Source organism: Caulobacter flavus (genome assembly GCF_003722335.1).
GTDB lineage: Bacteria > Pseudomonadota > Alphaproteobacteria > Caulobacterales > Caulobacteraceae > Caulobacter > Caulobacter flavus.
In genome coordinates this window covers 5,590,619-5,616,066 of record NZ_CP026100.1, presented here as the reverse complement: position 1 = coordinate 5,616,066, position 25,448 = coordinate 5,590,619, and the positions used below count along the sequence as shown (strand labels likewise).

The 25,448-nt window shown below is 68.5% G+C and carries 28 protein-coding genes and 2 pseudogenes; 17 read left to right on the top strand and 13 right to left on the bottom strand.

The window, feature by feature from the left end; genetic code table 11:
- Positions 1–38 precede the first annotated feature (38 nt).
- The 5 genes from C1707_RS25625 to C1707_RS25605 all read right to left on the bottom strand — a co-directional run bounded on the left by C1707_RS25625 (position 39) and on the right by C1707_RS25605 (position 7,254).
- Positions 39–470, bottom strand: a complete 432-nt coding sequence (locus tag C1707_RS25625) for a helix-turn-helix domain-containing protein (protein ID WP_058348070.1) — start codon at positions 468–470, stop codon at positions 39–41.
- 111 nt (positions 471–581) lie between these two features.
- Entirely contained in the window at positions 582–1,403 is an 822-nt protein-coding gene (locus tag C1707_RS25620) for an acyl-homoserine-lactone synthase (protein ID WP_101714914.1), read from the bottom strand.
- 302 nt (positions 1,404–1,705) lie between these two features.
- Positions 1,706–2,434, bottom strand: a complete 729-nt coding sequence (locus C1707_RS25615; protein ID WP_101714915.1) for a helix-turn-helix transcriptional regulator — start codon at positions 2,432–2,434, stop codon at positions 1,706–1,708.
- Between the two features lie 160 nt (positions 2,435–2,594).
- Complete coding sequence (locus tag C1707_RS25610) at positions 2,595–4,118, bottom strand: response regulator (protein WP_101714916.1); 1,524 nt, start codon at positions 4,116–4,118, stop codon at positions 2,595–2,597.
- 142 nt (positions 4,119–4,260) lie between these two features.
- A complete protein-coding gene (locus C1707_RS25605; protein WP_123170807.1) occupies positions 4,261–7,254 on the bottom strand; it encodes a TonB-dependent receptor in 2,994 nt (997 codons plus the stop codon).
- Positions 7,255–7,729: 475 nt separating this feature from the next.
- Between C1707_RS25605 and queC the strand changes: the two genes are divergently transcribed.
- The 5 genes from queC to C1707_RS25580 all read left to right on the top strand — a co-directional run bounded on the left by queC (position 7,730) and on the right by C1707_RS25580 (position 10,641).
- A complete protein-coding gene (gene queC / locus C1707_RS25600) occupies positions 7,730–8,473 on the top strand; it encodes a 7-cyano-7-deazaguanine synthase QueC (RefSeq protein WP_101714917.1) in 744 nt (247 codons plus the stop codon).
- Positions 8,470–9,102 (top strand): 7-carboxy-7-deazaguanine synthase, encoded by a 633-nt coding sequence (queE, locus tag C1707_RS25595; RefSeq protein ID WP_101714918.1) that lies wholly within the window; start codon positions 8,470–8,472, stop codon positions 9,100–9,102. Before queC ends, queE begins: the two co-directional genes overlap by 4 nt.
- Before the next feature lie 71 nt (positions 9,103–9,173).
- The gene (locus C1707_RS25590) at positions 9,174–9,542 is read left to right on the top strand and encodes a 6-carboxytetrahydropterin synthase (RefSeq protein ID WP_101714919.1); all 369 of its coding nucleotides are present in this window, start codon (positions 9,174–9,176) and stop codon (positions 9,540–9,542) included.
- 75 nt (positions 9,543–9,617) lie between these two features.
- A complete protein-coding gene (locus C1707_RS25585; protein WP_164467467.1) occupies positions 9,618–10,097 on the top strand; it encodes a recombinase family protein in 480 nt (159 codons plus the stop codon).
- Positions 10,098–10,164: 67 nt separating this feature from the next.
- A complete protein-coding gene (locus C1707_RS25580; protein ID WP_338032073.1) occupies positions 10,165–10,641 on the top strand; it encodes a YciI family protein in 477 nt (158 codons plus the stop codon).
- On the opposite strand, the gene C1707_RS25575 is transcribed toward C1707_RS25580, so the two are convergent.
- Positions 10,565–10,798 carry a hypothetical protein gene (locus C1707_RS25575; protein ID WP_101714921.1) on the bottom strand — a complete coding sequence of 78 codons (234 nt, stop codon included), beginning with the start codon at positions 10,796–10,798 and terminating at the stop codon, positions 10,565–10,567. The genes C1707_RS25580 and C1707_RS25575 overlap by 77 nt on opposite strands.
- A gap of 228 nt (positions 10,799–11,026) precedes the next feature.
- Here C1707_RS25575 and C1707_RS25570 point away from each other — a divergent pair, with 228 nt between their 5' ends.
- Entirely contained in the window at positions 11,027–11,242 is a 216-nt protein-coding gene (locus C1707_RS25570) for a hypothetical protein (RefSeq protein WP_101714922.1), read from the top strand.
- Positions 11,243–11,345: 103 nt separating this feature from the next.
- Here C1707_RS25570 and aroC read toward each other — a convergent pair whose 3' ends face one another.
- Together aroC and lysA are read right to left on the bottom strand one after the other, a co-directional pair.
- A complete protein-coding gene (aroC, locus tag C1707_RS25565) occupies positions 11,346–12,473 on the bottom strand; it encodes a chorismate synthase (protein WP_101714923.1) in 1,128 nt (375 codons plus the stop codon).
- A gap of 99 nt (positions 12,474–12,572) precedes the next feature.
- Complete coding sequence (gene lysA / locus C1707_RS25560; RefSeq protein WP_101714924.1) at positions 12,573–13,841, bottom strand: diaminopimelate decarboxylase; 1,269 nt, start codon at positions 13,839–13,841, stop codon at positions 12,573–12,575.
- 42 nt (positions 13,842–13,883) lie between these two features.
- On the opposite strand from lysA, the pseudogene C1707_RS26930 reads away from it, so the two are divergent.
- A pseudogene (locus C1707_RS26930) lies at positions 13,884–13,971 on the top strand (hypothetical protein); the annotation flags it as partial.
- A gap of 4 nt (positions 13,972–13,975) precedes the next feature.
- On the opposite strand, the gene C1707_RS25555 reads toward C1707_RS26930, so the two are convergent.
- Both C1707_RS25555 and argH read right to left on the bottom strand, forming a co-directional pair.
- Positions 13,976–14,290 carry a hypothetical protein gene (locus C1707_RS25555; protein ID WP_164467466.1) on the bottom strand — a complete coding sequence of 105 codons (315 nt, stop codon included), beginning with the start codon at positions 14,288–14,290 and terminating at the stop codon, positions 13,976–13,978.
- Positions 14,287–15,705, bottom strand: coding sequence for an argininosuccinate lyase (argH, locus tag C1707_RS25550; RefSeq protein ID WP_101714926.1), 1,419 nt, complete (start codon positions 15,703–15,705; stop codon positions 14,287–14,289). The genes C1707_RS25555 and argH overlap by 4 nt, the downstream gene beginning before the upstream one ends.
- Between argH and C1707_RS25545 the strand changes: the two genes are divergently transcribed.
- The 7 genes and pseudogenes from C1707_RS25545 (at position 15,706) to C1707_RS25520 (ending at position 20,323) form a co-directional block, all read left to right on the top strand.
- A complete protein-coding gene (locus C1707_RS25545) occupies positions 15,706–16,326 on the top strand; it encodes a TlpA family protein disulfide reductase (RefSeq protein WP_101714927.1) in 621 nt (206 codons plus the stop codon).
- A complete protein-coding gene (locus C1707_RS25540; protein ID WP_101714928.1) occupies positions 16,323–17,063 on the top strand; it encodes a GNAT family N-acetyltransferase in 741 nt (246 codons plus the stop codon). The genes C1707_RS25545 and C1707_RS25540 overlap by 4 nt, the downstream gene beginning before the upstream one ends.
- A 75-nt stretch (positions 17,064–17,138) precedes the next feature.
- Positions 17,139–17,669, top strand: coding sequence for a CcdC protein domain-containing protein (locus tag C1707_RS25535; protein ID WP_164467465.1), 531 nt, complete (start codon positions 17,139–17,141; stop codon positions 17,667–17,669).
- Between the two features lie 86 nt (positions 17,670–17,755).
- Positions 17,756–17,881: pseudogene (locus C1707_RS26925) on the top strand (hypothetical protein); the annotation flags it as partial.
- A 242-nt stretch (positions 17,882–18,123) separates the two neighbouring features.
- Positions 18,124–19,338, top strand: coding sequence for an acyltransferase family protein (locus C1707_RS25530; protein WP_101714930.1), 1,215 nt, complete (start codon positions 18,124–18,126; stop codon positions 19,336–19,338).
- Positions 19,339–19,370: 32 nt separating this feature from the next.
- Complete coding sequence (locus C1707_RS25525) at positions 19,371–20,003, top strand: hypothetical protein (RefSeq protein WP_101714931.1); 633 nt, start codon at positions 19,371–19,373, stop codon at positions 20,001–20,003.
- A 5-nt stretch (positions 20,004–20,008) separates the two neighbouring features.
- Complete coding sequence (locus C1707_RS25520) at positions 20,009–20,323, top strand: winged helix-turn-helix domain-containing protein (RefSeq protein ID WP_101714932.1); 315 nt, start codon at positions 20,009–20,011, stop codon at positions 20,321–20,323.
- Here C1707_RS25520 and gluQRS read toward each other — a convergent pair.
- Together gluQRS and C1707_RS25510 are read right to left on the bottom strand one after the other, a co-directional pair.
- The gene (gene gluQRS, locus C1707_RS25515; RefSeq protein ID WP_101714933.1) at positions 20,320–21,162 is read right to left on the bottom strand and encodes a tRNA glutamyl-Q(34) synthetase GluQRS; all 843 of its coding nucleotides are present in this window, start codon (positions 21,160–21,162) and stop codon (positions 20,320–20,322) included. The two genes, C1707_RS25520 and gluQRS, sit on opposite strands and share 4 nt — an antisense overlap.
- Positions 21,163–21,313: 151 nt before the next feature.
- On the bottom strand, positions 21,314–21,934 hold the full coding sequence (locus tag C1707_RS25510; protein WP_101714934.1) for a TetR/AcrR family transcriptional regulator: 621 nt from the start codon (positions 21,932–21,934) through the stop codon (positions 21,314–21,316).
- 480 nt (positions 21,935–22,414) lie between these two features.
- Here C1707_RS25510 and greA point away from each other — a divergent pair, with 480 nt between their 5' ends.
- The 3 genes from greA to C1707_RS25495 all read left to right on the top strand — a co-directional run bounded on the left by greA (position 22,415) and on the right by C1707_RS25495 (position 24,476).
- A complete protein-coding gene (gene greA, locus C1707_RS25505; RefSeq protein ID WP_101714935.1) occupies positions 22,415–22,894 on the top strand; it encodes a transcription elongation factor GreA in 480 nt (159 codons plus the stop codon).
- A gap of 239 nt (positions 22,895–23,133) precedes the next feature.
- Positions 23,134–23,718: a DNA-3-methyladenine glycosylase family protein gene (locus tag C1707_RS25500; RefSeq protein ID WP_101714948.1), complete on the top strand. Its 585-nt coding sequence runs from the start codon at positions 23,134–23,136 to the stop codon at positions 23,716–23,718.
- A 194-nt stretch (positions 23,719–23,912) separates the two neighbouring features.
- Positions 23,913–24,476, top strand: coding sequence for an HNH endonuclease (locus tag C1707_RS25495; protein ID WP_101714936.1), 564 nt, complete (start codon positions 23,913–23,915; stop codon positions 24,474–24,476).
- Positions 24,477–24,813: 337 nt separating this feature from the next.
- Here the strand turns inward: C1707_RS25495 and C1707_RS27050 are convergent, their stop codons facing one another.
- The gene (locus C1707_RS27050) at positions 24,814–24,942 is read right to left on the bottom strand and encodes a hypothetical protein (protein ID WP_276310648.1); all 129 of its coding nucleotides are present in this window, start codon (positions 24,940–24,942) and stop codon (positions 24,814–24,816) included.
- Between the last annotated feature and the right edge of the window lie 506 nt (positions 24,943–25,448).

The following is a 25,448-nucleotide window of genomic DNA, read 5'->3' as shown; positions in this document are numbered from 1 at the left end:
GAGGCTTTTCTAAGCTTTTACTCGGTGACCGCGAAGGATCAGGCGTCGGCGCGGGCGGCTTCCTCGGCCATGGCGCGGACGAGGTCCAGCACCTGGCGGCGGACGCGGCCGCGGTTGATCTTCGGGAACACCTCGGCCAGTTCCAGGCCTTCCGGCGTGGTCAGGAATTCCTGAACGACGCGTTCGGCGTGGTGGCCGACTTCGTCCTCTTCGGCGCCGCTCATCGGGTCGGCCAGGCCGTCGAAGAAGAAGGACACCGGCACCTGCAGGGTGCGGGCGATCTCGTACAGTTTCGAAGCGCTGACGCGGTTGGCGCCACGCTCGTACTTTTGGACCTGCTGGAACGTCAGGCCCAGGGAATCGGCCAGTTGCTCCTGGCTCACGCCCAACAGCTTGCGACGCATACGGACTCGACCGCCGACGTGCAGATCGACCGGGTTGGGTCGCCGGCCTTCGGTTTCTTCACTCAACTTTTTCGCCTCCAACGGTTGTTTGTGTAAAATGACACGACCGGGGCGTTGGCGAAAGCCGAGCTAGGACAGGTGCGGCGCTACGTCGCTGAGGTGGAGCTTGGGCTCCGCCTAAGCGTTAAGCTGAAACTCCGATTTCCGACTGCGATCGTTCCAGATCCGCCGCGCCTGGCCGCTGGCGTCGTGCAAGCGGTAGAGCGCTTCTGCGGAAAGGGTTTCGTCGCGCTCCGAACCCGGAAGAATCTGGGGCGTCATCGCCCGCAGCACCTGACGCTGCACGGCGGCGAGATCGCCGAAGGCCCGCAGGTCGAGTTCGTCGACGTGATAGCCGACCGTCGATTCGATGGCGATCGATTCCCTCACCCGTTGCAACAGTTCTTGCGACAGGGGAATTTCCGAGCCGGCGACGATTCCGAACTCGTAGGGGCGCGGCAGGCCGACCAGCCGGGTGTCGATCGGCGAGTTCATGATGCCGGGGTACAGCGCCATGTCGATCATGCCCACGAAGCGGGTGACGTTGTTGACCAGCGCCAGCTCCATGGCCGCGGCCCAGGCCTCGAACACCCGGGTCCCCCGACCCGGACCCTTCTTGGCGCGATAGGCCTCGGTGGTGAACAGGCGGCTGGCTTCCCAGACGTCATGACCCTTCTTGGGGGTCTCGTCCGGCGCGATCAGGTGGGCGAACTTGTCGGCCAGCATGCAGCGGTCGTCGGTGGGCCGCAGGCGCAGGCCGACCTCCAGCCGCATCTCGTCGTCGAAGCCCAGGAGGTAGATGGCGCGGGAGTCGTCGTAGTCGTCGACTTCGCCGCCGTCGAGCACGACCAGGTCGACCCAGCCGTTCTTCTCGACGCACTGCTTGCGGCGTTCCTCGTGCATCGCCCACAACTGGGGCCCGTAGAGGTGGCGGTTTTCGCAGGTGATGATGTGGATCATGGCTGTCCCCCGTTCTGGACAGCCCGCATTAGGCGGCATGATCCGCCCAATCGCCGATAGGCCAAACGGCCTATGTGACGCGCCGCCCCAGTCCGTGCGGCCATTACCAATGATCGGGGAGGGGGCTTCTGTGCGCTGACGCACACCTTGCCACGAAAGGGCTTCGTTCAGCGAGCCGATGCACGCGCGAAGCGATATGTCGAACACCTAACAGATGTTCGATGATCATTCAAGGTTGTGAAATTTCATATTCCAGCGTTACGCGCGCAGCGTGGCCGTGGCGATCCGCGGGGCGGGAAGGCTCATTCGGCCTTCAGCAGGCCCAGTTCGCCGGCCTTCATCACCGCCTCCTGCCGCTTGACCACCCCCAGGCGCTTCTTGGCCGCCTCGACGTGGTGGTGGACGGTGCGGGGCGACAGTTCGAGGATGGCCCCGATCTCCCAGTCGGTCTTGCCGCGGCTGGCCCAGTACAGGCACTGGGCCTGTCGCTCGGAGATCACCCCGTAGTCGGGATTGTCGTCCTGCAGTTCCCAGTGCTTGAGCATGATGGTGCCAAACACCGTGGCCAGGCTCTCGACCACGGCGCGCTGGGCCGGATCGGTGTCGGGCGACGCCGTCGACATGCGGATCAGCACCTCGTGGCCGGCGGGACCGAAAACCCGCACCACGTAGCCGTCGTTCATGCCGAACTCGGAAGCCTCGCCCCACATGGCGTGAGCCCGCTGGTCGCCCAGGGGCTTGGCGTCGCTCCAGGCGAACGACTTGCTCGACTTCAGCAGCAGCTTCACGCAGGGATCGTGCACCACGTAGCGCTCACCCCAATAGCGCGCGTCCCAGGACTCGAAGTCCTGGCGCGACAGGGCCGGGGGCTCCTTGCCGTAGCGCTCGGCGTTGACCAGGGTGGCGGCGAAGCGGTCGTAGCCGAAGGCGGCCAGGGCGCGCCCGAAATGAGCTTCGACCTCGGCCGGCGCGCCGTAGTGCGGCGCCTTGCTCAGGAACTCCCAAGCCTGCTGTTCGGCCGAATTCAACACGACGCTATCGTCTCCCGCTCCCCCATCAACTTAGAGGTGGTGTAACGACGGCGCCAGTAGCGGCGGCGATGTGTCGCGGACTTTACTCAAGCCAACACTTTGGACAACTTTCCGTAGCGTAGCTTTCGTCAAGGTTGAGGCGGCAATACTGGCCTGTCGGTCAGGCGGCTTCCTGCTCGTCCTCGCCGTTCAGCAGGGCGCTGAGCACGATGGCCAGACGCTCGGGCTTGATCGGCTTTTCGACCACGTCCTGCATGCCCGCGGCCAGGTAGACGGCCACGTCCTCGGGACCGGCGTTGGCGGTCAGGGCGACGATGGGCGCCGCGCCGGCCGCGCCGGGCAGCTCGCGGATGGCGCGGGTGGCGGCCACCCCGTCCATGCGCGGCATCTTGATGTCCATCAGGATCAGGTCGAAGCGGCCGGTGCGGGCGGCCTCGACCGCCTCGACGCCGTCGGCCACCTGTTCGGAGGTGCAGTCGAACATCTCGCACAGCGCCTCGGCGACCATGCGGTTGGTGGCGTTGTCGTCGACGATCAGGATGTGGGCGGGGCGGGCCGAGACGCTGAGGTCCTCGTCCTGGCCGGTCTCGACCTCGGCGACCGGGGCGGTGAGGGCGAAGCGCAGGGTCAGGCCGGCGCCGCGGTTGGGCTCGGCGCGCACCTGGCCGCCCATCTCGCGCAGCACGCGGTGGGCCAGCGCCATGCCCACGCCCAGGGCCATCTCGGCGCGGTCGTCCATGCGGCCTTCGCCCAGCGGGTCGAACACGCGGGCCAGGCGCTCCTCGGCGGTGACGGCGGCGGCGTTGTCGCGCACGTCGCCTTCCAGGCGGAGGGTTTCGCCGTCGAGGCGGGCGCGCAGGCTGGCCTCGATCACGCCGCGGCCGTGGGCCAGGGCGCCGTCGATCAGGGCGTCAAACACCTGCAGCAGGCGCGAGGGATCGACCAGGGCGGCGGCCTCGGGGTCGCCGTCGTAGGAGAACAGCAGGGTCGAGCCGCCCTCGGCGGCGCGCGGGCCCCAGCGGGCCTCGACGGCGTCGGCCAGGTCGCGCAGGCGGGTCGGTTCGGGCGACAGCGACAGGCCGCCGGTCGCGGCCCGGTGCAGGTCCATGGCCCGGCCCAGGATCTCGCTCATGTCGCGGCTGGTGTCGCTGATGGCGCGCACGCAGGCGGCCGCGTCGGGCGCCAGGCGCTGCTGTTCCAGCCGGTCGGTGAAGGCCTGGACGCCGTCCAGGTGCAGGCCGATGTCGTGCGCCATGCGCTCGACCAGGCCCATGGCCTCGCGGGCCTCGCGCTGCTTGCGGCGGTGCGAGGCCAGCAGCGAGGCCAGGCCGCCGACGCCGACATAGAGGCCGTCCTCGTCGGTGGCGACGAAGGCGGTGCGGAAGACGGGGGTGGCGCTCTGGGCCAGGGCGTCGACGAACACGCCGGGCTCCATCGCCACGCGCACGCTGCGCGGCTCGGGGTCCATGACCTCCGACACGGGGCGCTCGTTGAGGTGTTCGGCGGCGACCAGCATCTGGCCGACGAAGACGTCGCGATAGACGAGGCCGACCGGCGCGCCGTCCAGCGTCACCGCCAGGGCCGCGAGGGCGGGCTCGCTCGCGAAGATCTCCAGCACCGCCCTGCAGGCGGTGCGGGGATCGACCGGATCGCGGCGATCGATGAGGCGGGCGAGCGTTTCCATGCGGCCGGGGGCTGGTCGTCGGGGAATTCACAGATTGGACGACTTGGCCTTGCAGAGTCGTTAAGTCACGACGCCGAAAGCAAAAGGGGCGGCGGATTTGCATCCGCCGCCCCCGTCTCGAGCCGATCCGGCCCGATCAGGCTCACCAGGTCTTGGTCAGGCTGACCCCGTAGAGGCGTGGTTCCAGCGTGTAGACGTTGGTGAACAGGCCCGAGGTGTCGTCGGTGGTGTAGGCGTCGGTGATCGGCGTCTTGTTCAGCAGGTTCTTCACATAGGCGTCGATCGACAGGCCCAGCTCCGGCTTCTCGATCTTGAGCGTCAGGTTGACGTTCTCCCAGGATTTCAGCCGGTCGTACTCGGTGTTGTAGATGCGGGCGTACTGCTCGCTCTGGCGATAGTAGTCGCCGCGAAGGGTGGCGCCCCAGCCGGCCGGCAGGTCCCAGCTGTACTGGGCGCCGAGCGACAGGGTCCAGTGCGGCGAGTTGGGCAGCTCGTTGCCCGACAGGTCGGCCGCGCGGCCGTCGATCGAGGCCCCGGCGGCGTAGTTGTAGAGGCCCACGCCGTTGGCCAGGGTGTTGGCCGTCAGCGCCACGGTGACCAGGCCGGTGGCCTGGGCGGGGGTGAAGCCCTGCGAGATCAGCGCGCCAGCCAGGGTCGAGGCCCCGGCCGCCGGTCCGCCGGCCGCCGCCAGGATGGTCTGGACCGCCGTGGCCTGCGCCGCGGTCAGGCCCGCGCCGCCGCTGGCGGTGGGCAGGGTGTAGAGGGTGTTGGCCAGGTTGCTGTAGTAGCTGCTGGCCCCGGTGCCGGGACCGGCGCAGGCCAGCGGCAGGGTGCCGCCCAGGCCCGACCCGATGATCGTGGCGACGCCCGCGGTGGTCAGCACGCAGTTGCTGCCCAGGGCCGCGGTCGGCCGGGCGGCCTTGACCAGGGTCAGGGCGGGGTCGCCCTGGGTGCGGTTCATGACGTCGATCGACGACACGCCGTCCTTGATCTGGGTGTTCAGGTAGCCGACGTTGGCGTTCAGGCGCAGGCCCTTGACCGGCTGCCACAGGGTTTCCAGCTCGACGCCCCAGACCTTGGCGTCGATGTTCTCGTTGACCGAGGTGCGGTTGACGATCTTCGAGATCTGGTAGCCCTTGTAGTCGTAGTAGAAGCCGGTGGCGTTCAGCATCAGGCTGCCGCCCAGCAGGGTGTTCTTGGCCCCGATCTCGTAGGCGTTGACGAATTCCGGCTGGTAGGTCGCCGCCACGCCGGCCACGCCGATGGCCCCCGGCGGGTTGGCGCCGCCGCCCTTGTACCCCTTGGAATAGAAGGCGTAGAGCAGGGTCTCGTCGGTGAACGGCAGGTTGGCCTTGTAGTCGAAGCCCAGGCGTCCGGTCAGTTCCTTGAAGTCCGAGACCTGCTTGGCCGGGGTGCCGGTGACAAGGCCGTAGCCCGGGGCCAGCAGCGCGGTCGAGATGTTGTCGGTGGTCTTGCGGTCGTGGGTCTGGCGCAGGCCCAGGGTGAACTTCAGGTCTTCGCTGGCCTGCCAGTAGACCTCGCCGAACAGCGCCGTGGCCTTCAGGTGATAGGGCGTGCGGTTGTCGAAGTAGTTGTGACCCTGGCCATTGGGCGTCGGCGAGGTGTCGATGCCGATGCAGTTGGCAGTGGTGGCCGGGTTGCAGTTCGGATTGCCGGTGTTCTGGAAGTTCAGCGCCAGGGCCGAGATCGTCAGACCGTTCGACACCACGTAGTAGTCGGTCGTGCCCTTGTAGTCGAAGTAGATGCCGCCGACGTTGAAGTTGATCGGCCCGTCGAAGGCCGACTGCAGGCGGAACTCCTGGCTGATCTGCTTGGCGTCCGAAGACGAGATGTCATAGGTCAGGAAGGTGTTGGCCGTGCCGGTCTGCGGGTCGGTGAAGTTGCCGCCCGGCGTCAGGGCCGTGCTGTTGAACGTACCCGGCGAGATGTTCCGGAAGTAGTCCTGCTTGGAATAGACCTCGTTGACGCTGATCGAGCTCAGCGACGTGAAGGTCAGCTGGTCGGTCAGGTCGTAGGCGAAGTTGAACTGGTAGACGTCCGAGGTCGACCGATAGATCGGGTCGAAGCGGGTCTCGATCTCGCGCAGGTCGCGGGTGACCGTGTCGCCAGCGTTGAGGTCGCCGCTGGTGAAGCCCACCAGGTTGCCCAGCACGCCATAGAGCGTGCCCGAGGTGTTGACCGTGCCGTAGGCGGCGTTGCTGTAAAGGCTGGCCGAGGCGCAGCCCTGGGTCAGGTAGCGGCGCGACGTGCCGGTGGCGACGCCGCCGACCGTGGCCGGGCCGTCGTCCTTGGTGCACAGTTGCTTGCCGATGCGGGCGCGGTTGTCGTCTTCCTTGAAGTGCTCCCACATCAGGTTGACGCGCAGGCGTTCGTTCGGGTTCACCGCCAGGCTGACGCGCGTGGAGTAGAGATCGCGGTCGTCGACCTTCTTGTTGTTGAAGGTGTTGGTGACGAAACCGTCGCGCTGGACGAGGGCGCCGGCGATGCGCAGCGCCATCTTCTCCTCGACGATCGGGATGTTGACCATCCCGCGCACCTTCTTGGTGTCGTAGTTGCCGTACTCGACGCGGCCCAGGGCCTCGAAGCGGTCGGCCGGCTTGGCGGTGATGATGTTGACGACGCCGCCGGTGGCGTTGCGGCCGTACAGCGTGCCCTGCGGGCCGCGCAGCACTTCCACCCGCTCGACGTCGTAGAACTCGGCCTCGAACAGGTTGGAGGCCTGGAGCGGCGCGTTGTTGACGTGCACGCCGACGCCGTTGTCGGCCGAGACGCCGACGCCTTTGGAGCCGATGCCGCGGATCTGGAAGTTGAAGCTGTTGGTGAAGTTGCTCTTGCCGAAGCTGACGTTCGGAATGGCCTGCTGCAGGTTCGGGCCGCCGTCGATCTTCTGGGCTTCCAGGCTGTCCTGGCTGAAGGCCGAGACCGCGATCGGCACGTCCTGGAGGGCTTCCTCCTTCTTCTGGGCGGTGACGACCAGTTCCTCGATGACGTTGTCGGAGGCTGGCTTTGCCGGAACCTGAGTCTGGGCGAAGGCGGCCGGGGCGGCCACGGCGGTCAGCACGGCGGCGGAAGCGCCCATGGCCAAGAGGCGCCGCAAGCGCGGGGTCTGCGTCATTCGAAATCCCTCCCTGGACGCGATGACGCCTTGTTGGCGGCCCCTATCCGCGTCCCGTTGTTTCCTCGTCGCCGCACGTTTTCATTGTCGTATCTCCATTGCGGAGACCGGCGCGCAGGTGTCCGGCAGACCTGCTTCGACTTTGCGAGATTGCATACTTGCGTTCTTTGGCTGTCAACTGGCGGTGCTGTAAGTAAACAGCGATAGGTTACGGCTTTTCACTTTCCGTAACGTCATCTAATTGTTGAAAGCTCGCGTTTTCGCAAAAATTAGAAAAACGGGTCTACCGCCTGACGCAGCGTCAAGCGTGAAGACGTGCCCGATACAGCGAGGAAAATCCGCTCCCCAAGGACGGGTATCTTGGATCATTCCCGTAAAAGGTACAGCGCAAAACGACGTCTTCCGACGGTGACGCGCGAGACCGGTCCGCGCGCCGCCGTTTCGGCGGGGGGCAAGGTCGTGTAGAGGAGCGGGCATGTCCGCATCACTCACGCCTTCCGCGCCCTCGGGCGCCGCCCTGGTGCTGTTCTCCGGCGGCCAGGACTCCAGCGTCTGCCTGGCCTGGGCGCTCGAGCGCTATGCCCGCGTCGAGACCCTGGGCTTCGACTACGGCCAGCGTCACTCGGTCGAGATGGAGGCCCGCCAGGCCGTCCGTCATCAGGTCGCCGCCCGCTTTCCGCATTGGGCGCAGCGCCTGGGCGAGGACCACGTGCTCGACATCAAGAGCTTCGGCGCCGTCGCCCAGTCGGCCCTGACCGCCGACCGCGCCATCGAGATGACCGAGCGCGGCCTGCCGTCGACCTTCGTGCCCGGCCGCAACCTGGTGTTCCTGATCTACGCCGCGGCCCTGGCCGACCGCCGGGGCATCGACGCCCTGGTCGGCGGCATGTGCGAGACCGACTTTTCGGGCTATCCCGACTGCCGCCGCGACACGCTGGACGCCATGCAGAGCGCCATGAACCTGGGCATGGACCGCGATTTCCGCGTCGAGACCCCGCTGATGTACCTGACGAAGGCGGAGACCTGGGCCCTGGCCAAGCAACTGGGCGGCGAGGACCTGGTGGACCTGATCGTGGTCGAGAGCCACACCTGCTACCAGGGCGAACGGGGGCAGCTTCACCCGTGGGGCCATGGCTGCGGCGAATGCCCGGCCTGCGAGCTGCGCGAGAAGGGCTACGCCGAATGGGACGCGGCCGGTCGCGAGGCCCTGGTTCCGTGACCTATTCCGTCAAAGAGATCTTCCTGACCCTGCAGGGCGAAGGCGGCCAGGCGGGCAAGGCCGCCGTGTTCTGCCGCTTCTCGGGCTGCAACCTGTGGACCGGCCGCGAGCAGGACCGCCACAAGGCCGTCTGCACCTTCTGCGACACCGACTTCGTGGGCACGGACGGCGAGGGCGGGGGCAAGTTCGCCACGGCCGACGCCCTGGCCGACGCGGTCGAGGCCGCCTGGACCGGCGGTCCGGACGACCGCCTGGTGGTCTGCACCGGCGGCGAGCCGCTGCTGCAACTGGACGCGGCGATCGTCGAGGCCCTGCACGCGCGCGGCTTCCAGATCGCCATGGAAAGCAACGGTACCCTGCCGGCCATCGACGGCATCGACTGGATCTGCGTCAGCCCCAAGGCCGACGCCCCGGTCGTGCAGACCTCGGGCCAGGAGCTGAAGCTGGTCTTTCCGCAGGACAAGGCCATGCCGGAACGCTTCGCGGACATGGATTTCGAGCGCTTCTACCTGCAGCCGATGGACGGTCCGGACCGCGACAGGAACACGCAATTGGCCGTCGCCTATTGCCTTGCCCACCCCAAATGGCGTTTAAGCGTCCAGACACACAAGTATCTCGGCCTGCCCTGACGGATAGGGCGCTCGGTTTGGTGACAGGACCGCGCGCTAGAGCCTCCCAGGCCTAGTCATAAAAGAAGTCCATGTCCGAACCCGTCTTCGAGATCACGAAGGCCGCGCATTTCGATGCGGCCCACTATATTGAGCAAGGCCCCGGCGATCACCGCTATCGTCGGCTGCACGGCCACTCGTTCCGCGTCGAGGCCAGCGTGAAGGGCGCCATGCAGGCGGCCGGCTGGGTCGCCGACCTGGAAAGCCTGGACGTCGCCCTCAAGGCCGTCGCCACCGAGCTCGACCACGGCCTGCTCAACGACCGCCCGGGGCTGGAGAGCCCGACCCTGGAGCGCATCTGCCTCTATTTCGCCGAGCGCCTGAAGCCGCAGTTCCCCGGCCTGTCGCGCGTGGTGCTGTCGCGCCCGACCATCGGCGAGAGCTGCGCGCTCAGCCTGTAGGGCAGCTTATCCCCGACTTTGAGGCCGTCGCCCCTTTCGCGGCGGCGCGGAGTTCGTCACACAGCGCCTATGCGCATGATCGGCTACTTCCGGGTCCCGCCCGTTCGGGGGGCGACCTTCGACGGACCGCTGGCGGACAAGCTGACCGCCGCCGGTTGCGAGACGCTGCACCACGACGCCTGCTACGCCCTGGCGGTGCACAAGCCCGGGCTGGACGCGGCGATCGTCTCGGCCCGGCCCGGCGACCTGCTGGTGGTTCCTAGTCTGCACGCCTTCGCCGCCCACATCGTCGACCTGCTGCAGGTCCTGGGCCGGCTGCAGGCCGCCGGCCTCTATCTGATGACCCTGGCCGAGGGGATCGACACCCGCATGCCCGGCGGCTTCTTCGCCGTCTGCGGCCACCTGCTGCAGTTCAACGACCAGACCCGCATGGTCCGCAACGCCGAGGAGAAGATCGTGCGGCTGGGCCGGCCGCGTCCGCCGTCGCCCGATCCGGTCGCCGCGGAGGAGGAGCCTGCGTCGGAAACGGTCGTAGAGGGGGCGCCCGAGGCCTGAGGCCTCTTTCCAGAGAACGGCGGTCGCGATACCCCTCTCGTCACCGAATGACCCGGGAGGCCCCGCCGTGCTCTACGCCATCCTCTGCTACAACGACCAGGATCTGGTCGCCAATTGGACCCCGGCCGAGGACGCGGCGGTGATGGCCAACCTGTCGGTGGTCCACGACCGGCTCTATGCCGAGGGCAAGCTGGGTCCGGCCGGGCGTCTGGGCTTCACCGGCTCGGCCAAGACGCTGGTCAAGGGCCAGGAGCCGCCGGTGGTGATGGACGGCCCCTATGCCGAGACCAAGGAGGCCATGCTGGGCTTCTACGTCGTCGACTGCGCCTCGATGGACGAGGCCCTCGACGTCGCGCGCGCTGGGCGAGGCCAATCCCACGGGCGCCTACGAGATCCGTCCGCTGTCGCTCTACCTGCAGGGCGTCGCCGTCGGCGACCAGATCCCGCAGGCGGCGGAGTAGGGGGCGTCAGTCGTTCCGCTGAGCCTTCTTCCACTCGCGGAACTCGCGCTTTTCACGGTCTTTCTTGCTTTCGCCGGGGATGATGGCCTTGCCGGTGCCCACGGCGACCTTGCCGGCCGTGCCGACCACGGCCCCGGTCGCGCCGACGACGGCGCCGCCGGCCGCCACGGCCAGGCATCCCTGGGCGCCGACGGCGGTCGCCAGCAGGACGGGAACGAGAAGCAGGCGGGAAGCGCGCATGGGTGATGAACTCGTGGAACGACGGTGCGCCGTTCTAGCCGATCAAAGGTTTACGATCTCCGCGACCAGAGGACGCTGTCGTGTGGCCGACTTTGGCGGGTCGCCGTGCCGACACATAATACAAGCATAGATGCCCGGCGCAGTTCTCTTAACGATTGTAAACGAAAAAATCAGGAACGAGTCTGAAAGTTCGACTGTTGGTGTGTCGAATGGTCGAGACTTAAGACGATGCCCCGCCGCGAAGACATCATCAAACAGGAGGCTCAGGCCCTGTGGCGAGAGCTGCACGGCGAGCCGGTTCCGGACATCGGCGGCTCGGAACTGCTTGACCAAATATGTCGAAATCTTGGCGTCGCCGAGTACGACCGGGTCCAGTCGCCGTTCCTCAGATCGTCGATGATCACCCGCCCCGAGGACTGGCGCGAACGGCAAGGGCGCGGCTGACCTGGATCGCCGCCCAATCTCCCAGGGAGAACCCAGCCCCCTCTGAGGGAGGTGGCCCGGAGGGCTGGAGGGTCAGAGACCTACGCCAGCGATCAATTCCCGCTCAGACCCGCTCGCCGCCGCCGCCCGGCAGGAAGGCGCCGCCGCCGGTCTGGGCGCGGTGGCGCAGGAAGGCGTCGGCAAGGACGCAGGCGGTCATCGCTTCGACCACCGGCACGCCGCGAATGCCCACGCACGGATCGTGGCGACCCTTGGTGCGCAGGTCGATCTCCTCGCCGGCCTCGTTGAGGGTCTGGCGCGGGATCAGGATCGACGAGGTCGGCTTGAAGGCGACGCGCGCGACCACCGGCTGGCCGGTCGACAGGCCGCCAAGCACGCCGCCGGCGTGGTTGGACAGGAACTCAGGCTCGCCGTTGGGGCCCAGGCGCATCATGTCGGCGTTGTCCTCGCCGGTCAGGGCGGCGCTGTCGAAGCCCTCGCCGATCTCGACGCCCTTGGCGGCGTTGATCGACATCAGGGCCGCGGCCAGTTCGGCGTCGAGCTTGCCGTACAGCGGCGCGCCCCAGCCGGCCGGCACGCCCGTCGCTTCCACTTCGACCACGGCGCCGGTCGAGGAGCCGGCTTTACGGATCTTTTCCAGGTGCTCTTCCCACACCGGAATGATCGCGGCGTCCGGCGACCAATAGGGGTTCTCTTCGGTCTGCGCCCAGTCCCAGTTCGCCCGGTCGATCTTGTGCGGACCGATCTGCACCAGCGCCGCGCGCACCGTGACGCCCGGGATCACCAGCCGCGCCACGGCGCCGGCGGCCACCCGCGCGGCGGTCTCGCGGGCCGAGCTGCGGCCGCCGCCGCGATAGTCGCGCACGCCGTACTTGGCGAAATAGGGATAGTCGGCGTGACCGGGGCGGAAGGCCTGGGCGATCTCGCCGTAGTCCTTGCTGCGCTGGTCAGTGTTCTCGATCATCAGGCTGATCGGCGTGCCGGTCGTGCGCTGGCCGCCGGTGCGCTCGTCCTCGAACACGCCCGACAGGATGCGTACGGCGTCCGGCTCCTGGCGCTGGGTGACGAACTTGCCGTTGCCCGGCCGGCGCTTGTCGAGGAAGCCCTGGATCATTTCGGCCGTCAGCAGGATGCCCGGCGGCACGCCGTCGACGACGCAGCCGAGGGCGGGCCCGTGGCTCTCGCCCCAGGTGGTGACGCGGAACAGGTGACCGAAGGTGTTGTGCGACATGGCGTGGCTTCTAGCCCAAAGGGCGTTTGGGGGCGAGACTTTGCGGGCGGTGAGGGGAAGGCGAAGCGGCGCGCAAGAATTTGCCGCCGCCCGTCGCGATCAGACCCAGTCCGGAACCAGGTCGCGGGCCAGCATCTCGTCATAGGTCGGGCGCTTGCGGATCACGGCATAGCGGTCGCCGTCGACCAGCACCTCGGGGACCAGCGGGCGGGTGTTGTACTCGCTGGCCATGGCCGAGCCGTAGGCGCCGGCCGACATGAAGGCCACCAGATCGCCCGGCCCGAACACCGGCAGGGCGCGGTCGCGGGTGAAGGTGTCGCCGGTCTCGCAGACCGGGCCGACCACGTCGTAGACGGCCTCGCCGGACTTTTCGCCTTGGACCGGGCGGATGTCGTGGAAGGCGTCGTACATGGCCGGGCGCACCAGGTCGTTCATGGCCGCGTCGATGACCAGGAACTTGCGGCCTTCGGGGCGCTCGTGGACGTGGATGACTTCGCTGACCATCACCCCGGCGTTGGCGGCGATGACGCGACCCGGCTCGAAGGCCAGCTTCACCGGCAAGCCCTTGGTGACCTCGGCGACCATTGCGGCGAAGGCGGCCGGGGGCGGGGGCTCGGGGTGGTTGAAGTAGGGCACGCCCAGGCCGCCGCCCAGGTCCAGGCGCTCGACCGACAGACCCTCGCCGATCAGCTGCTCGACCAGGCCCCGCATCTTGGTGAAGGCCGCGCGCATCGGCTCCAGGTCGGTGATCTGGCTGCCGATGTGGCAGGCCACGCCGATCGGCTGCAGGGCGGCGTTGTTGCTGGCGTTCGCATACAGGCGCGCGGCCTCGGCGAACGAGACCCCGAACTTGTTCTCCGACTTGCCGGTGGCGATCTTGGCGTGACCGCCGGCGGCGACGTCGGGATTGACCCGGAAGGCGATCTTGGCCCGCACGCCCAGCTCGGCGGCGACGCTGGCGATCAGCTCCATCTCCGGCTCGGACTCGACGTTGATCTCGGCGACGCCGGCCTTCAGGGCGAAGGCGATCTCCTCGCGCTTCTTGCCGACGCCCGAGAACACGATGCGTTCACCCGGAATGCCGGCGGCGAGGGCGCGACGGACCTCGCCTTCGGACACCGTGTCGGCGCCGGCGCCCAGGTCGCCCAGCACCTTCAGCACGGCCACGTTCGAATTGGCCTTCACCGCATAGGCCACCAGCGGATCGACGACGCCGGCGTCGACCAGGGCGCTGTGGAACACCGTGAAGTGCCGCTCCAGCGTGGCGCGGGAATAGACGTAGACCGGCGTGCCGACCTCGGCCGCGATCCTGGCCAGGGGGACGCCTTCGCAGGCCAGGCCCTCGGGGCCGTATTCGAAGTGGTTCACTGAGGTGCTTTCGGTGTCGGTCGTGCGTCCTTCGAGGCTCGGCTGCGCCTCGCACCTCAGGATGAGGAACTCAGCACAGACCCTCCTCATCCTGAGGCGCCCGCGTCAGCGGGCCTCGAAGGACGCAGGGATTGTCAGTTCGGCGTCGAGGACGGGAAGCCGGCGGCGGACGGGCCGCCGAACGGGTCGGACGGCGCGCCGCGCAGCGGGGCGGCGCGGGTCGTGCGGTTGCTCGACGCCGGATCGGCGTTCTCCTGCACGCCGTTGGGGCGGGCCGGCTGGTTGGCGCGGGCCGAGGCTTCGCGGCGCTTGGAGGCTTCGGCGGCCTTCTTTTCCGGACCCCACAGCGGCGCGGGGCGCTCCAGCTCGGCCTGCTTGCCGCAGGCGGAGAGGGCGGCGCCGGTCAGGCCCAGGGCGGCGACGGCGAGCAGCGTGGCGGGGCGGATCATGCCAGGGTTTCCTTCCAACGCGCGATCTGGGCGCGCACCTGGGCGGGGGCGGTCCCGCCATAGCTCATGCGGCTGGCCGCCGAGGCGGCCGGGGTGAGGACGGCGTAGACCCCGTCGGTGATCCGCGGCTCGATCGCCTGGAACTCGGCCAGCGACAGGTCCGAAAGATCGACGCCCTTGGTCTCGGCGGCTTTCACGGCCGAGCCTGTCACGTGGTGGGCGTCACGGAAAGGCATGTTCAGCTCGCGCACCAGCCAGTCGGCCAGATCCGTGGCGGTCGAGAAGCCCGCGCCGGCGGCGGCGGCCATCTTCTCGGTGTTGGGGGTCAGGTCGGCGATCATGCCGGCCATGGCGAGCAGGCTCAGTTCCAGCGCGTCGAAGGCCTCGAAGGTCGGGACCTTGTCTTCCTGCATATCCTTGGAATAGGCCAGCGGCAGGCCCTTCATGACCACGGTCAGGGTGGTCAGGCTGCCCAGGATGCGACCGACCTTGGCGCGGATCAGCTCGGCCGCGTCGGGATTCTTCTTCTGCGGCATGATCGAGCTGCCGGTCGTGAAGGCGTCGGTCAGCTTGATGAAGCCGAACATCGGCGTCGTCCACAGCACGATCTCCTCGGCCAGGCGCGACAGGTGCGTGGCGGTGATCGACGCGGCCGACAGGGCTTCCAGGGCGAAGTCGCGCGAGGAGACGCTGTCCAGCGAGTTGGCGGTCGGGCGGTCGAAGCCCAGCGAGGCGGCCGTCTGGTGGCGGTCGATCGGGAAGGGCGAGCCGGCCAGGGCCGCGGCGCCCAGCGGGCATTCGTTCATGCGGGCGCGGGCGTCCTTGAAGCGGGACGCGTCGCGGCCGAACATCTCGACATAGGCCATCAGGTGGTGGCCGAAGGTCACCGGCTGGGCCGGCTGCAGGTGGGTGAAGCCCGGCATCAGGGCGTCGGCATAGGTCTCGGCCTGGGCCAGCAGTGCCTTTTGCAGAGCTTCGAGCTGCGCTGCAGAACGGTCGGCGGCGTCGCGCACCCACAGGCGGAAGTCGACGGCCACCTGGTCGTTGCGCGAGCGGGCGGTGTGCAGCCGGCCGGCCGTCGGGCCGATCAGCTCGCGCAGCCGCGCCTCGATGTTCATGTGGATGTCTTCGTACTCGTCGCGGAACGGGAAGGTCCCGGTGGCCAGTTCGTCCTCGATCTTGGCCAGGCCTTCGAGGATTTCCTCGCCGTCGCTGCTTGCAATGACGCCCTGGCTGATCAACATCCGCGCGTGGGCGCGGCTGCCCGCCAGGTCCTGCGCCCACAGGCGCTTGTCGAAGCCGATGGAGACGTTGATCGCCTGCATCAGTTCGGCCGGCTTGGCCGAGAACCTGCCGCCCCACATGGCTTGGCCCTGGCCGTTCGCGGCGGGCGATTTGGAGGCGTTGTCGGTCATATGAGCGAAGTCCAGTCGGGTGGGGCGCCTAAGCGCGGCGGTCTGAAGTGGGCGATCGGCGCCGTCATGCTCGTCGGCGTCGTCGCGGTCGTATACGTCATCGCCCAGGCTTCGTTCAAACCCGCAGAGCTCGCCGACCTCAAGGAATTCAAGAAGGGGTCTTTAGCCAAGCTGGACGTGCCGGCCCAGCCGCGCGCCGCGCCGGCCACGGTCTTCACCGACATGGACAACCAGCCCCACACCCTGGCCGACTTCAAGGGCCAGGTCGTGGTCATGAACCTGTGGGCCACCTGGTGCGCGCCCTGCAAGAAGGAGATGCCCACCCTGGCCAAGCTGGCCGGCGCCTACGCCGCCCAGCCGCTGAAGGTGCTGCCGATCAGCGTCGACCGCGACAGCGACGTCAACCTGATCCAGGCCGAGATGGCCGCCAACCGGCCGCTCGTCTCGTTCCGCGACAAGAGCTACAAGATGTCGTTCGACCTCGAGCCGCGCGCCGCCGGCTACCCGACCACGGTGATCTACGACAAGCAGGGGCGCGAGCGCGCCCGCGTCTCCGGCGAGGCCGACTGGTCCAGCCCCGAGGCCCGCGGCCTTGTCGAAGCCCTGCTGGCCGAGAAATGAGCCCTTCCGTCCTCGAACCCATCGCCGACGCCGCCTGGCCGGCCCGCGAGCGCGAGCGGCTGGGCGGCTGGCGGCTGAACGCGACCGACGGCTTCTCGCTGCGGATCAACGCCTGCTGGCCGCTGGGCGAGGCCGACCGCGAACCGGAAGCCGCCATCGACGCCGTCGAGGCCTTCTATGGCGCGCGCGGCCTGCCGGTCCGCTTCAAGCTGACCGACGGGGCGACGTCGCCCGCCGATCTGGCCGACCGCCTGGCGCGTCGCGGCTACGCGCTGCACGGCGAGACCCTGCTGATGACCGGCCCGGTCGTCGGGGCCGGCGACGCCGAGGTCGTGATCTCGTCCGAACCCGATCCGGCCTTCGAAGCCTTGCTGGTCGCGTCCGCCAAGGGCAACGCCGCCGACGCCAACGAGCGCCTGCAGGCGCTGGGCCGCATTCCCGCGCCGGCCCGGTTCGCGCGCCTGACGCTGGAGGGCCGCACCGCCGCCCTCGGCGCCTGCGCCGTCGACGGCCAGGCCGTGGGGATCTTCGGCATGCGCACCGATCCGGACTTCCGTCGCCGGGGCCTGGCGCGCCGCGTGCTCGACGCCTTGCTGGCCGAGGCGGCGTCACTGGGCGCGCGCACGGCCTATCTGCAGGTCGAGGACGTCAACGCGCCGGCCGTCGCGCTCTACTCGGCGCGCGGTTTTTCGACGGCCTACCGCTATCGCTACTGGAGCAGGCTGGCCCGCGATTGACGGCGACCGGCTTTTCGGTTGCTCATCCCGTTCGGGGGCGCGGCGAGTGTTGCGGCGCGATTTGGGGGAAACGTCGTGGATCACGGCAACCAGAAACTGATCGGCTACGGCGTCACCGCGGTGATCGTGGCCATCGTCTTCGCGCTGCGCCTACGGTCGATGAGCAAGGCGCGTCGGCTGAAGCTCGAATTCATGTGGATTCTGCCGGCGATCATGGTCGCCGCGACGGTCTTCCTGTTCATGCAGTTCACGCCGCACGGAACCGACTGGCTGTGGCTGGCGGCGATCTTCGCCGTGGGCGCGACGATCGGCTGGTGGCGCGGCCGGCTGATCCCGATCACCATCGATCCCGATACCCACGAGCTGAACACCAGGCCCTCGCCGGCGGCGATCCTGTTCCTGCTGGGCATCTTCGTCGTGCGCTTCGCCCTGAAGACGGTGTTCGAGGCCGAGGCCGAAGCCTGGCACATCAGCGCCGTTCTGCTGACCGACGGCTTCGTGGTGCTGGGCGTTGGCCTGTTCGGCGTGTCGCGCCTTGAGATGACGCTGCGGGCCATCGGCCTGCTGCGCGAGGCTCGCGCGGCGAAGGCGGTCCAGGCGGCCTGAAGCGAGCCTCGCCCACGGCGACGATCAGGCAGCCTGAGCGGGCCAGGACGCCGAGTTCGCTTCACGACCCTTTGCGGACCTTCCCCATGCTCCCGTCATTCCCGCCCCTGTGGCGGGAACCTCTCTGTCCGCCGCAAGGGCAGGTGGGGCGAACCGCAGGCGGTTCGCTAGCGTCTCACCTGTCAGCTGAACCAGGGGTTCCCGCCACAAGGCGGGAATGACGGGAGGTTTGAGAGGTCGCGCCCGCTTGCCACCCATCGCCGACGCCCAGCCCATACGCTTCGATCCGGGCTGTCGGCGACGGTTCGCGCCATCGAAGCCGCGAATGTGCAGAGACGTCGCCTTCCTTCATTCCCGCGCTGCCTGCCGAAGATCGTCGTTCTCTAACTAGTTTACAAAATAAACTAGTTGATACAGTGTGCGCCTCGTCACCGATACGGGTGGGGAGGAAGCCATGCACGCGCCGTTCAAGACTCTGGAAAAGCCGACCGTAGTCCCCGACGGTCGCAACGCTCCGGTCGGCGCCTTGCGCGCCTTCGTCACCCTGCTGGTGATCTTTCACCACACGGCCATGACCTATCATCCCTATGCGCCGGCCCCGAAGGCGTTCGACGCCCCGCCGATCCTGTGGACCGCGTTCCCTGTGGTGGACGCGCAGAAGGCGGGGGCGTTCGGGATCCTGACCCTGGTCAACGACATGTTCTTCATGTCGCTGATGTTCTTCGTCTCCGGCCTGTTCGTCGCGGGCGGCCTGAAGGCCAAGGGGGCGGGCGGCTTCCTCAAGGGGCGCGCCCTGCGGCTGGGCATCCCGTTCGTGGTCGCCGCCGCCCTGCTGGCGCCCCTGGCCTACTATCCAGCCTGGCTGCAGTCGGGCGGCGCGCCGTCGGTGACGGCCTTCGCCGAGGCCTGGGTGCGGCTGCCGTTCTGGCCCGCCGGCCCGGCCTGGTTCCTGTGGGTGCTGCTGGCCTTCGGGGCGATCATGGCGGCGACCTACGCCGTCGCGCCGGGCGTCCTCGACCGCCTGGCGCGCCTGGGCGAAGGGGCCGAGCGCAGGCCGGCCCGGTTCTTCTGGGGGCTCGTGCTGGTCAGCACCCTGGCCTATCTGCCGCTGTCGATGACCACGCCGTTCGGCCACTGGACCATGGTCGGCCCGTTCACGGTGCAGACTGCCCGCATCGGCCACTACCTCGTCTACTTCCTGGCCGGCGTCGCCGTCGGCGCGGCCGGCGTCGGGCGGGGCCTGACCGATCCCGACGGCAAGCTGGCCAGGCGCTGGATGCTCTGGCAGCTGGCGCCGGTGCTGCCGATCATCGGCGGGGTGGCGACCCTGATCGTCGCCTTCTCGCCGAACCCGCCGCCGAAGCCCTTCCTCGACCTGTTCGGCGGCGTGATGTTCACCCTGGCCTGCGCGAGTCTGTCGTTCGCCGCCCTGGCGACCTTCCTGCGGTTCGCGCGCAGGACCGGTCCGGCAGGGGCGAGCCTGCAGGCCAACGCCTACGGCATGTACCTGCTGCACTACGTCTTCACCTCGTGGCTGGCCTGGACGCTGCTGCCGCAGCCATGGGGCGGCCTGGCCAAGGGCGCGGCGGTGTTCGTCCTGGCGACCGCACTGAGCTGGCTGTCGACCATGGTCCTGCGCCGCATGCCGCTGTTGGGGCGAATCCTTTGACCCTGCATGATGTCGCCGACGGAGCCGCGCCCATGAACGACAAGCTGAAGACGGTGCAGGACGACCTGGCCTTCCTGCGTGGCCTGGCCGAGGGCGGGGCCGAGCGGGCGGGTCTCGGCGTGGCCGGCGGCGCGCTCTACGGCTCGGCCGGCCTGCTGTATGGCGTCCAGTGCCTGGTCTACGTCGTCCAGGAGCAGGGCGTGGTGAGCCTGGGCGGGCTGGGCAACCTGATCCTGGCCTGGCTGCCGACGGTGATCTTCGTGATGCTGATGACCATCGTCATCGTCGTCGAGCGTCGCAAGCCCAAGGGCGGGGTGACCCATCGCGCCATCAACGCCGCCTTCTCGGGCGCGGGCCTGGCCAATCTGGCGCTGATCATCGTCTTCGCCGTGGCGGCCGTGAAGAACCACGACTTCCGCTACTGGCTGTACCATCCGGCGGTAGTCTTCGTGCTGCAGGGGGCGGTCTGGTACGCGGTCTTCGCCCTGCGCAAACGGGCCTGGATGCTGGCGGTCTCGCTGGGCTGGCTGGCTTGCGGCGTGGGCATGGGCCTGCTCGTCGACCGCGCGGATCTTTATCTGCTGATCGCCGCCTTCGGCCTGTTCGCCTTCATGGCCGCGCCCGGCTTTTTCATGATGCGCCAGGCCATGGGCCGGACCGCCTGACCATCGTGACGCCAAGGTTCGACATCAGTGGTCTAGACGACGTCATCCACGGCCGCGTGCGGCTGGGCGTGGTGGCCTATCTGGCCAGCGCCGAGGTGGCCGAGTTCACCGAGCTGAAGACCCTGCTCGAGGTCACGCAGGGCAACCTCTCCATCCACCTGCGCAAGCTGGAGGAGGCCGGCTACGTGTCGATCGACAAGAGCTTCGTCGGCCGCAAGCCCCTGACCCGCGTGCGCCTGACCGAGACCGGTCGGGCGGCCTTCGCCGGCTATCTGCGGGCGATGGGCCAGCTGGTCGAGCAGGCCGGCGGCCCCGGCTAGAGGCCCATCTCGGCCCGCAGCGCTTGCGGCGTCATCCCCGCCGCGCGCAGCTCGCGCAGGGTCTGGGCTTTGTCGCGCTTGGCGTAGCGTTTGCCGTCGGGACCAGCCAGCAGGCGGTGGTGGCGGTAGACCGGCGTGGGCAGGCCAAGCAGGGCCTGCAGCAGCCGCTGGATATGGGCGGCCTCGAACAGGTCGACGCCCCGGATCACGTGGGTGATCCCCTGCAGGGCGTCGTCCAGGACGACCGCGAGATGGTAGGCGACGCCGACGTCCTTGCGGGCCAGGACGATGTCGCCGGCGGTTTCGGGGCGCGCCCGGATCAGGCCGGTCTCGCCCTCGGGACCGGCGCCTTCCTCGACGAAGGCCAGGTCCGAAAAACCGCCCAGCGCCGCCTGCGCCGCGTCGAGCGACAGGCGCCATGCGAAGGCCTCGCCGCGTGAGAGGCGCTCGGCTTCCTCGGCCGCCGGCGGCGGCGCGCCGCGATAGGGCGCGGCCGGCTCGTGCGGGGCGCGGCCGATGTCCAGCTCCTTGCGGGTCTTGAAGCAGCGATAGACGAGGCCGCGCATCCGCAGGGTCTCGATGGCGGCGTGGTAGTCGGCCAGATGCTCGGACTGGCGGCGGACGGGCTGTTCCCAGGCAAGGCCCAGCCAGGCCAGGTCCTCGAGGATCGCCGCTTCGTATTCGGGTCGGCTGCGGGTGGCGTCGATGTCCTCGATGCGCAGCACGAAGCGGCCGCCGGCGTCGCGGGCGGCGGCGAACGCCGTCAGCGCCGAGAAGGCGTGGCCGCGATGCAGGTAGCCGGTGGGCGAGGGGGCGAAGCGGGTGGCGAACGCCTTCATGCTCCTCCCTCGCGAAGCGGGGGAGGTGGCGCGCTGCGGATACGCGGCGCGACGGAGGGGGCGAGGTCAAGCGCGGAGCCCAGTCTCGCCCCCTCCACCACTTCGTGGTCCCCCTCCCCCGTTACACGGGGGAGGAGAAAGGGGGACGACCTCATCCCCGGTCGAACTTGGCGAACATGCCCAGGTGGTCGAACACGGCCTTGAGGAAGGCCTCCTCGCCGCCGAGCAGGGCCTTCAGGCTTTCGAACTGCTTGAAGCCGCTCATTTCCGCCAGGCCGTGGCCCGCGCACCAGGCCGCGATCGTGGCCAGTTCGAGGTCGATCTCCGAGACGCCCTCGCCGGCGGCGTGGGCGATGGTGTTGCGCACTTGGCAGTAGGCGCCTTCCTCCTTCATCTGGTCGGGGAGGGCGTCCTTGTCGCGCGAGCAGTCGTACATCACGCGGTAGAGGGCGGGGTTGTCGCGGGCGAAGGTGACGTAGGCGACGCCCAGGTTGGTCATCCGCCGCCGGTCGTCGTCGCTGTCCTGGCGGGCCTTCATCAGGGCCGCGTCGAGCGCCACCCAGCCCTCGTGCGCCACCGCGTCGAGCAGCTGGCCCTTGTCCTTGAAGTGGTGGTACGGCGCGGCCGGGCTGACGCCGGCCTCGCGCGCCACGGCGCGTAGCGACAGGGCGGCCGGGCCGTCGGTCTCCAGAATCCTGCGGGCGGCCTCGACGAGGGCGCGGCTGAGATCGCCGTGGTGATAGGGGCGGGCTTCGGTCTGGGCGAGAGTCATCGCCGGGCACTCTATCCCTTACGTAGCGAAAATTCATCCAAACAATGTCAAGATATCTTGACGACGATAAGATCCATGCTATCTAAGCGTTGTTCAGATGAATCGGCCATCAAGAGACCGCCATCGGACCACGCCGGCCGAGGGGGTCGGCGCGCACCAACTTCAAGGATGTGTGTCATGACCAACCGTAGCTTCGAAGCCTTCGAAGGCCTCTTCGACCGTGTCGCCATCGGTTACTTCCTGGTGGCCGCCGTCGGCGTCGCCGGGGCCGTGCTGGCGATCGCGCTGTAAGGACCAGAATGTCCGACGCGGCCGTCCCGGCCTGAACCAGGGATGGCCGCCGGGGTGCGCCGCCCGACCTGATCCCCGGCGCCTTGATCCGAAGGCTGGGCTCGGCCATAGCCGGGCCGGCGGAACGACCCGCGACACCTCGGGTTTCCGTCTGATGACCGCCTGTTCCCCTTTCCCGCGAGACGCCCGATGAGCGTGGCCTTCACCAAGGAAGGCGACGCCGAAGCGTTCGCCGCCGACCTTCCCGACCGTCCGATTTCGCAGCATCCCAATCTCGTCACGCCGCAAGGCATGGCGATGATCGAGGCCGAGTTCGCCGACGCGCGCGCCGCCTACGCCGCGGCCCAGGCGGCAGGCGGCGTGGCCGACGATCGCACGGCCATGGCTCGCGCCACCCGCGACCTGCGCTACTGGTCGGCGCGCCGCGCCACCGCCCAGCTGGTCGAGCGCGACGAGAGCCGCACCAGCGTGCAATTCGGCGACGCGGTGACCTTCGACCGCGAGGACGGCCGCACCCAGACCTTCCGCATCGTCGGCGAGGACGAGGCCGACCCGGCCAAGGGCTCGGTGTCCTACGTCTCGCCGCTGGCCCGCGCCCTGATGGGCAAGGGCGTCGGCGACACGGCCATGGTGGCCGGCGGCGAGGTCGAGATCGTCGCCATCGGCTGAGGCTTTGCGTCCTTCGAGGCCCGCTGCGCGGGCGCCCCAGGATGAGGAAGTCTGTGCAACCAGCGTCCTCATCCTGACGTGCGAGGCGTAGCCTCCTCGAAGGACGCACTGCGCCCGCCGCAAGTTTCGGGTTGCTGTCAGGCTCCGGCGAGGGCTTCCTCGCCGGCGTGATCTCCGCTTCCGCTCCCACCCCCGACCTGATCGCCGCCGCCCGCGCCCACCTGGCCGCCGCCGATCCGATGTTCGCCCGGCTCGAGGCGGTGACGCCGGTGTTCGAATGGCGCCTGCGCCCCGGCGGCTTTCCGGGCCTGGCCCGGATGATCGTCGAGCAGCAGATCTCGGTCGCCGCCGCGGCGGCGATCTGGGCGCGGGTGCAGGCGGGGCTTCCCGACCTGACGCCGCACGCCGTCATGGCCCTGGACGATCCCGCCCTGCAGGGCCTGGGCCTGTCGCGGCCCAAGGTGCGCTATCTGCGCGAGATCGCCGGCGCGCACCTGTCGGGCGCCTGCGACTTCGACGCGCTCAAGGCCATGCCCGACGCGCAGGCCGTCGCGGCCCTGGTGGCGATCAAGGGGATAGGGCGGTGGACCGCCGAGACCTTCCTGATGTTCTGCGAGGGCCGCATCGACGTCTTCCCCGGCGGCGACATCGCCCTGCAGGAGGCCATGCGCTGGGCCGACGGGCTGGAGGTTCGACCCAACGAGAAGGCGGCCTATGTCCGCGCCGAGGCCTGGCAGCCCTATCGCGGCGTGGCGGCGCATCTTCTCTGGGCCTGCTACGGCGGCGTGCGGCGCGGCGAGATAGAGCTGCGGCCCGCGGGCTGAGCTTTCGCGGGCCCTAATTTCGCAAGCCCCAATTTCGCAAGCTTCGTCTTGGTTCTGTCGCTGATTGGGATCATCCTTTCGGTGCGTCCGGGAATGAATGGCGATTCCCTGATTTGCGTAGGAAGGAGGCCCGTCTTCAGTCCGACCGCGTACCAGCCCCATAGGGACCTGTTCGGTCCCGAATTCGGGAGGCCCTGATGCAGGTGCTGACCCGTCCCCCGTCCGGCATGCCGGCGCTCGTGCTCAACGCCGACTATCGGCCCTTGAGCTACTATCCGCTGTCCCTCTGGCCATGGCAGGAGGTGATCAAGGCGGTGTTCCTCGACCGCGTCGACGTCGTGTCGACCTACGATCACGTGGTCCATTCGCCGTCGTTCGAGATGAAGCTGCCCAGCGTGGTGTCGCTGAAGCAGTACGTGCCGCAGGAGCGGCCGCCGGCCTTCACCCGCTTCAACCTCTTCCTGCGCGACAGCTTTTCCTGCCAGTACTGCGGCTCGCCCGACGAGCTGACCTTCGACCATGTGATCCCGCGCTCGCGAGGCGGGCGCACGACGTGGGAGAACATCGTCACCGCCTGCGCGCCCTGCAACCTGACCAAGGGCGGGCGCACCCCGCGCGAGGCGGGCATGCACCCCTTCCACACCGCCCGCCGGCCCTCGATGCACGAACTCCAGGACCGCGGCCGCAAGTTCCCGCCGGGGCACCTGCACGCCAGCTGGCTCGACTATCTGTACTGGGACATCGAACTGGAGTCGTAGAGGCGGCGCGAGGAACCTCCCCTGTGGGGGAGGATTTCTAGGCTCGCTTTCCTCGCCCTTGTGGCGAGGATCCATGGTTCAGCCTGCTCAGACCTTTCGAGCTTGGTGCTGTCTGAGCAGCGGCTGGCATGGACCCTCGCCACAAGGGCGAGGGAGGCAGTGTTGGTGGGTGGCGGAAAAAGCCTGGGTCCCTGCTTTCGCGGGGATTTTACGGGGGAAATACCGGATCAGAGCCAGACATAGTCGGCTACGCATCGGAAGCTGAAGGCGTCCCCCTTCGGCCTTCTGGGCCACCTGCTCTGATGGCCGTGGGCCCCGGAGGGAGAGGACCCAAATCCTAATCCCGGAAATAGCCGCGGCGCTTGGCGCGGCCGCGCAGGCGGCGGCGCACATGGGGCTCGATGCTGGGCCAGGCCAGCAGCGCCAGCAGGCCCAGAATGACCAAGGTGGGGAACAGCGGCGACATGACCCAAGAACGCGTTCGATGTGTGAAGGCTTCCACCGTTTCCCGATTTTGCGCTGCAAACAAGGACAAAGTTTCGTCGCGGCGATAATCCTTGCATAGCCCTTCGCTGGTCACGAAAGCGCCTTGTTCGCAAGGCTGGCGGCACAGTTACCGGTGAAGCTTGGCGGCGCCGAAGGCGGCCTATTCTCGCGCTGCATTGCAGCAAATATTTGCGGCCGGCGATCTTTATGCGGCCCTTATGCCGCCCATACGTCTCCCGAATGGAGCCCTTACGCGGCTCCGTGGTCCCTTCCGCGCCAACTCGGAAGGAGGCCGGCATGGCTGACATCGCATTCCTGGCGCTGGGCGGAGGGCTGTTCCTGCTCTTCGGCCTGTTCGCCGTCGCATTGAGGCGCGCATGACCCTGTTCGTGAACGCGCTGTGGGGGGCCGGGGCGATCGTCGTCGCGGCCTACATGGTCACGGCCCTGATGCGGCCGGACCGGTTCTGACGATCCTCGGATAACC

What these genes read in the sequence shown, in the direction of transcription:
- aroC (WP_101714923.1), bottom strand. Translation starts at nt 12,473, where the DNA reads ATGTCGCACAACACCTTCGGTCACCTGTTCCGCGTCACCACCTGGGGC.
- gluQRS (WP_101714933.1), bottom strand. Translation starts at nt 21,162, where the DNA reads ATGAAGGCGTTCGCCACCCGCTTCGCCCCCTCGCCCACCGGCTACCTG.
- C1707_RS27050 (WP_276310648.1), bottom strand. Translation starts at nt 24,942, where the DNA reads ATGTCGCCGCTGTTCCCCACCTTGGTCATTCTGGGCCTGCTGGCGCTG.
- C1707_RS25585 (WP_164467467.1), top strand. Translation starts at nt 9,618, where the DNA reads ATGATCGGCTACTTCCGGGTCCCGCCCGTTCGGGGGGCGACCTTCGAC.
- C1707_RS25525 (WP_101714931.1), top strand. Translation starts at nt 19,371, where the DNA reads ATGAACGACAAGCTGAAGACGGTGCAGGACGACCTGGCCTTCCTGCGT.
- argH (WP_101714926.1), bottom strand. Translation starts at nt 15,705, where the DNA reads ATGACCGACAACGCCTCCAAATCGCCCGCCGCGAACGGCCAGGGCCAA.
- C1707_RS25555 (WP_164467466.1), bottom strand. Translation starts at nt 14,290, where the DNA reads ATGATCCGCCCCGCCACGCTGCTCGCCGTCGCCGCCCTGGGCCTGACC.
- C1707_RS25590 (WP_101714919.1), top strand. Translation starts at nt 9,174, where the DNA reads ATGTCCGAACCCGTCTTCGAGATCACGAAGGCCGCGCATTTCGATGCG.
- C1707_RS25620 (WP_101714914.1), bottom strand. Translation starts at nt 1,403, where the DNA reads ATGATCCACATCATCACCTGCGAAAACCGCCACCTCTACGGGCCCCAG.
- C1707_RS25510 (WP_101714934.1), bottom strand. Translation starts at nt 21,934, where the DNA reads ATGACTCTCGCCCAGACCGAAGCCCGCCCCTATCACCACGGCGATCTC.
- C1707_RS25605 (WP_123170807.1), bottom strand. Translation starts at nt 7,254, where the DNA reads ATGACGCAGACCCCGCGCTTGCGGCGCCTCTTGGCCATGGGCGCTTCC.
- C1707_RS25610 (WP_101714916.1), bottom strand. Translation starts at nt 4,118, where the DNA reads ATGGAAACGCTCGCCCGCCTCATCGATCGCCGCGATCCGGTCGATCCC.
- C1707_RS25530 (WP_101714930.1), top strand. Translation starts at nt 18,124, where the DNA reads ATGCACGCGCCGTTCAAGACTCTGGAAAAGCCGACCGTAGTCCCCGAC.
- C1707_RS25575 (WP_101714921.1), bottom strand. Translation starts at nt 10,798, where the DNA reads ATGCGCGCTTCCCGCCTGCTTCTCGTTCCCGTCCTGCTGGCGACCGCC.
- C1707_RS25570 (WP_101714922.1), top strand. Translation starts at nt 11,027, where the DNA reads ATGCCCCGCCGCGAAGACATCATCAAACAGGAGGCTCAGGCCCTGTGG.
- C1707_RS25500 (WP_101714948.1), top strand. Translation starts at nt 23,134, where the DNA reads ATGTTCGCCCGGCTCGAGGCGGTGACGCCGGTGTTCGAATGGCGCCTG.
- queC (WP_101714917.1), top strand. Translation starts at nt 7,730, where the DNA reads ATGTCCGCATCACTCACGCCTTCCGCGCCCTCGGGCGCCGCCCTGGTG.
- greA (WP_101714935.1), top strand. Translation starts at nt 22,415, where the DNA reads ATGAGCGTGGCCTTCACCAAGGAAGGCGACGCCGAAGCGTTCGCCGCC.
- C1707_RS25545 (WP_101714927.1), top strand. Translation starts at nt 15,706, where the DNA reads ATGAGCGAAGTCCAGTCGGGTGGGGCGCCTAAGCGCGGCGGTCTGAAG.
- C1707_RS25540 (WP_101714928.1), top strand. Translation starts at nt 16,323, where the DNA reads ATGAGCCCTTCCGTCCTCGAACCCATCGCCGACGCCGCCTGGCCGGCC.